Source organism: Rhizobium croatiense, assembly GCF_019793465.1.
Lineage (GTDB): Bacteria > Pseudomonadota > Alphaproteobacteria > Rhizobiales > Rhizobiaceae > Rhizobium > Rhizobium croatiense.
In genome coordinates this window covers 1-3769 of sequence record NZ_JAILYJ010000041.1, presented here as the reverse complement: position 1 = coordinate 3769, position 3769 = coordinate 1, and the positions used below count along the sequence as shown (strand labels likewise).

At 62.9% G+C, this 3769-nt stretch carries 3 protein-coding genes and 1 pseudogene; all 4 read left to right on the top strand.

Translation table 11 applies throughout. The features are described 5' to 3' along the window. Positions 1–621 (top strand): annotated as a pseudogene (locus K6M89_RS30420) (sugar ABC transporter substrate-binding protein); the annotation flags it as partial. Between the two features lie 102 nt (positions 622–723). Continuing rightward, positions 724–1677 carry a carbohydrate ABC transporter permease gene (locus K6M89_RS30415; RefSeq protein WP_097583436.1) on the top strand — a complete coding sequence of 318 codons (954 nt, stop codon included), beginning with the start codon at positions 724–726 and terminating at the stop codon, positions 1675–1677. Further along, the gene (locus K6M89_RS30410) at positions 1674–2666 is read left to right on the top strand and encodes a carbohydrate ABC transporter permease (RefSeq protein ID WP_222141849.1); all 993 of its coding nucleotides are present in this window, start codon (positions 1674–1676) and stop codon (positions 2664–2666) included. The genes K6M89_RS30415 and K6M89_RS30410 overlap by 4 nt, the downstream gene beginning before the upstream one ends. Positions 2667–2669: 3 nt before the next feature. Continuing rightward, on the top strand, positions 2670–3769 hold a 1100-nt coding region (locus K6M89_RS30405), incomplete at its 3' end, for an ABC transporter ATP-binding protein (RefSeq protein ID WP_222141848.1).

The window sequence follows — 3769 nt, the reverse complement described above, 5'->3', positions numbered from 1 at the left end:
AACGATCTCGACGAGGAGTCGCTGAAGTCCGAGACGATGAAGAAGTCCTTCGACAACCTGGCGAAGATCATCCAATACGTCGATCCGAACTTCTCCGGCCGCGACTGGAATCTGGCGACCGCCATGGTCATCAAGGGTGATGCGCTGGTGCAGGTGATGGGCGACTGGGCCAAGGGCGAATTCGTCGCCGCCAAGAAGACCCCAGATACCGACTTCCTCTGCTATCGCTTCCCGGGCACCGATGGCAGCGTCATCTACAACTCCGACATGTTCGGCATGTTCAACGTCCCCGACGACCGCAAGGCGGCGCAGGTGGCGCTGGCCACCGCGACGCTGTCGAAGAGCTTCCAGTCGGCCTTCAACGTCGTCAAGGGTTCGGTGCCGGCCCGTACCGACGTTCCCGACACCGACTTCGACGCCTGCGGCAAAAAGGGCATCGCCGACCTGAAGGCGGCCAACGAGGGCGGCACGCTGTTCGGTTCGCTGGCCCAGGGTTATGGCGCCCCGCCGGCGATTGCCAATGCCTATAAGGACGTCGTCTCGAAGTTCGTCCATGGCCAGATCAAGAGCTCCGACGAAGCCGTCAAGCAGCTCGTCCAGGCGATCGACGACGCCCGCTAAGGGTGTCGATGACAAAGGCTTCTCCGTCTCTTGGGCCGGGGAAGCTTCAGGCTCCGCAGCGATGATTGCCGAGCCGATCCTGCGGGAAGGGAGATGATATCCATGAGCACAGTTGCCACCACCGATCCGGTTCTGACCCCCGGGCAAGCGACGCCGATCTCGCTGCGGGGCCGGCTGCAGGATGCGCTGCCGAAGATCGTGCTGGCGCCGAGCTTCGTCATCACCCTGGTCTTCGTCTACGGCTTCATCGTCTGGACGGCCTATCTGTCGTTCACCAATTCCAAGACCTTTCCGTCCTATGCGCTGACCGGGCCACGCGCCTATCAGCGGCTGTGGCGCTGGACCTTCGAGAGCGACCCGCCATCCTCCTGGTATACCTCGATCACCAACATGGCGATCTTCGGCTTTCTCTATGTCGGCATCTGCCTGGCGCTCGGCCTGCTGCTTGCCATCCTGCTCGACCAGAAGATCCGCGGCGAGGGACTGCTCCGCCCGATCTTCCTCTATCCGATGGCGCTCTCCTTCATCGTCACCGGCGTCGCCTGGAAATGGTTCCTCGATCCCGGCCTCGGGCTGGAGCAGACGCTGCATCACTTCGGCTGGACGAGCTTCCACTTCGACTGGATCAAGAACAAGGACTTCGTCATCTATACCGTCGTCATCGCCGGTGTCTGGCAGGCCTCCGGCTTCGTCATGGCGATGTTCCTGGCCGGTCTTCGCGGCATCGACGGCGAGATCATGAAGGCGGCGCAGATCGACGGCGCTTCGCCCTTCCAGCTCTATCGCCGCATCGTCATTCCGCTGTTGCGGCCGATCTTCCTCTCCGCCTTCATCGTGCTCGCCCATATGGCGATCAAGTCCTACGACCTGGTGGTGGCGCTGACCTCGGGCGGGCCGGGCGGCTCGGCCTGGCTGCCGTCGAACTTCATGTATGAATATACCTTCAAGCGCAACGAAATGGCCGTCGGCTCGGCCAGCGCCATCATCATGCTGATGACCATCTCGGCGATCATCGTTCCCTATCTCTATTCCGAACTGAAGGAGAAGGCCCGATGAGCAGCGTCACCTCTCCAACCCAGACCCTGGCGGCAACCTCGACCGCAGCGCTCTCGCAGCGCAGCGACAACAGCGACAAGAGCAGCAACAACACCCGCTGGATCGGCCGGCTGGTCATCTACGGCCTGCTGGTGATCTTCGCCATCCTCTACCTGATGCCGCTCTTCGTCATGCTGGTGACCTCGTTCAAGACGATGGACGAGATCCAGGGCGGCAACATGCTGGCGCTGCCTGAGGCCCCGACCTTCGATCCCTGGATCAAGGCCTGGGGCGAGACCTGTGTCGGGCTGACCTGCGCCGGCATCAAGGGTTACTTCTGGAACTCGATCAAGATGGTGGTGCCGGCCGTCGCCATCTCCACCATCATGGGGGCGCTGAACGGCTATGTGCTGACCAAGTGGCGCTTTCCCGGCCATACGCTGGTGTTCGGGCTGATGCTGTTTGCCTGCTTCATCCCGTTCCAGTCGGTGCTACTGCCGATGGCGACCATCCTCGGCTCGCTCGGCCGCTTCGGCGTCACCCTGCAGAACGCCACCGGTTGGAACTTCGGCTTCGGCAATTCGACGGTCAACCTGGTCTTCGTCCATGTCGTCTATGGCCTCGGCTTCACGACGCTGTTCTTCCGCAACTTCTACGAGGCCTTTCCGACCGAATTGGTCCGCGCCGCCCAGGTCGATGGCGCCAGCTTCTTCCAGATCTTCCGCCGCATCATGCTGCCGAACTCGCTGCCGATCATCGTCGTCACCGTCATCTACCAGTTCACCAATATCTGGAACGACTTCCTGTTTGCTTCCGCCTATGCCGGCACCGGTGACGCCATGCCGATGACGGTGGCCTTGAACAATGTCGTCAACACCTCGACCGGGGTGGTCGAATACAATGTCAACATGGCGGCGGCGATGATCGCGGCCGTTCCGACGCTCATCGTCTATATCCTCGCCGGCCGCTACTTCGTGCGCGGTCTGATGGCGGGCGCAGTCAAAGGGTAAGTCATGGCCTTCCTCGAAATCTCCGGTCTCAGAAAACGCTTCGGCGCCGTCGACATCCTCAAGGGCATCGACCTCGAACTCGAAAAGGGCGGCTTCCTGGTGCTGGTCGGCCCGTCCGGCTGCGGCAAGTCGACCCTGCTCAACACCATTGCCGGGCTGGAGACGATCACCTCTGGCGATATCCGGATCGACGGGCGCGCCATCAACGGTCTGCATCCGTCCAAGCGCGACATCGCCATGGTGTTCCAGTCCTATGCGCTCTATCCGAACATGACGGTGGCCGGCAATATCGCCTTCGGCATGGAGGTCCGCGGCGTGCCGAAGGAGGAGCGGGCCAAGGCGATCAAGCAGGTCTCCGACATGCTGCAGATCGGCCATCTGCTCGACCGCAAGCCGAGCCAGCTTTCCGGCGGCCAGCGCCAGCGCGTCGCCATGGGCCGGGCTTTGGTGCGCAATCCGCAGGTCTTTCTGTTCGACGAGCCGCTCTCCAACCTCGACGCCAAGCTGCGCGTCGACATGCGTACCGAGATCAAGCGGCTGCATCAGCGCATGGGCACCACCTTCGTCTATGTCACCCACGACCAGATCGAGGCGATGACGCTGGCGACCAAGATCGCCGTGCTGAAGGACGGCGTGCTGCAGCAGTTCGGCACACCGGCCGAGATCTATAACAGCCCGGCCAATCTCTTCGTCGCCGACTTCATGGGATCGCCGGCGATGAACCTGCTCAACGCCACCGTCGAGGCTGGTGTCTCCGGGCTTGCCGTCGCACTCGAGCGGCCGAACGGCGCGCCGCTGAGGCTGCCGGTCGTCGCAGGCAATCACGGCCTGTCGGCCTATGCCGGCCGGCAGGTGATCTTCGGCATCCGCCCGGAAGCGCTGACCGATCCTGACGGCGCCGACCGCAAGGCGCGCTCGCTGACCGAGGACGATTGCCTGATCGAGGTGGTCGAACCGGCCGGCTCCGACACCTTCGCCGTCACCAAACTCGGCGGCAAATCCGTCGTCGCCCGCCTGCGCGCCGATGCCGGCATCGCCCCGGGCCAGAACACCCGCCTTGCCTTCAATCTCGACAAGGCCGTGTTCTTCGATCCCGACAGCCA

What these genes read in the sequence shown, in the direction of transcription:
- K6M89_RS30415 (WP_097583436.1), top strand. Translation starts at nt 724, where the DNA reads ATGAGCACAGTTGCCACCACCGATCCGGTTCTGACCCCCGGGCAAGCG.
- K6M89_RS30410 (WP_222141849.1), top strand. Translation starts at nt 1,674, where the DNA reads ATGAGCAGCGTCACCTCTCCAACCCAGACCCTGGCGGCAACCTCGACC.